The sequence below is a fragment of the Bartonella sp. ML69XJBT genome (assembly GCF_028618515.1).
Classification (GTDB): domain Bacteria; phylum Pseudomonadota; class Alphaproteobacteria; order Rhizobiales; family Rhizobiaceae; genus Bartonella.
On the sequence record NZ_JAQITB010000120.1, the window covers coordinates 1 to 1,189 of the forward strand.

Sequence of the window (1,189 nt, forward strand, 5' to 3'; positions counted from 1 at the left end):
CTTCTTTAAGCTTCTCTATTTCCTCATCACGTGATTGAACTTCTGCTTTTAGTTCATCTATAATTTCGTTCTTCCGTTTGAACGCTTCATCATACGCATCTATCTTTTGATGCAGTTCTTTAAGATCCGCATCACATTCATCAATGGTCTGCTTGGTTTTCTTTAAAAACTTGATATCTTTTTCTGCAATTTCTCTCTCAAGCTCTGCAATTTGGACTTGAAACTTTTCAATTTGCCCTGCAAGTTGCTTAAACTTGTCCCGATAATGCAATGCAAAACGAAACATCACCCCGCTAAAAAGCAAAGCTCCAAACACCACAAACACAACTATCGCTATCATTTCATGTGAACTCATCTTGATCTCCATTAATTTTTATAAGGACGGTCATCACAACCAATCTATTTTGCTTCGCATTCCATTAAGAAAAGCAGGCAACACGCCGCATGTGCCAAGTGCGATAAATCACTCTCAGCATCCTTACTCTCTCCACCAAACCATGCTAATAAATGACGCAAAGCTGCTCCGTGAAACCGGCTCCAATGCATGCCATTACGCCAGTTGTTGGCTCCGTATTTCTTTGCTCCAAACTCTAAAACACGACCGATTTCCATCAGTGCTAAAGGCGGTATAAGATCTACACGAGGCTTACCATCATCATTCTTATGCGCTTCATTTGCGTTCTTTGAAGGTAGGTAAACTTCATCGTTATCTCGAAAATATTCAGTACCTTTAACCTCACCATAACCAAAAATCTTGGCATTACCAGAAAACCCGCCTCCTCCATAGATCACAGCCTTCCCCGCAACCCAGCAATTGCCATAGTGTGATAAGTTGATTTCATTTTCTATAAAACCACCCAAATCACCCGCTTTAACATCTCCAAAATCCTTTAATGCTCTAATTCTGTGAAGTGTTTTTCCATCAACTTCAATTGTCTCATCAGTAAGTTCGTATTTCTTTTTTACAGACATCATCATCTCCTAAGGCTGCAAACCGTCGCACGCGCTATCAACGCAGGGGCTTTTGGAAAATTTTGTCATTGAGTCGCTTGCTTGCTCTTGCATTAATCTTTGCAAGCGTTCTGGATAAAAAAAATCTTCTGGACGTAAATCTATCCCATGCTCACGCGCATAGGTTAATAGTTTTTGCTGGTGTTTTGCTGGTATAAAATCACGCCATCTAGAAATA

The 1,189-nt window shown here is 40.2% G+C and carries 3 protein-coding genes; all 3 read right to left on the reverse strand.

Features of this window, described 5'->3' with window-relative positions:
- On the reverse strand, positions 1 to 355 hold a 355-nt coding region (locus PVV68_RS10430; protein WP_273782783.1), incomplete at its 3' end, for a hypothetical protein.
- Positions 356 to 399: 44 nt separating this feature from the next.
- On the reverse strand, positions 400 to 972 hold the full coding sequence (locus PVV68_RS10435; RefSeq protein WP_273783042.1) for a dATP/dGTP diphosphohydrolase domain-containing protein: 573 nt from the start codon (positions 970 to 972) through the stop codon (positions 400 to 402).
- A gap of 9 nt (positions 973 to 981) precedes the next feature.
- Positions 982 to 1,189: hypothetical protein (locus tag PVV68_RS10440; RefSeq protein ID WP_273783041.1), on the reverse strand; the 208-nt coding region annotated here is incomplete at its 5' end.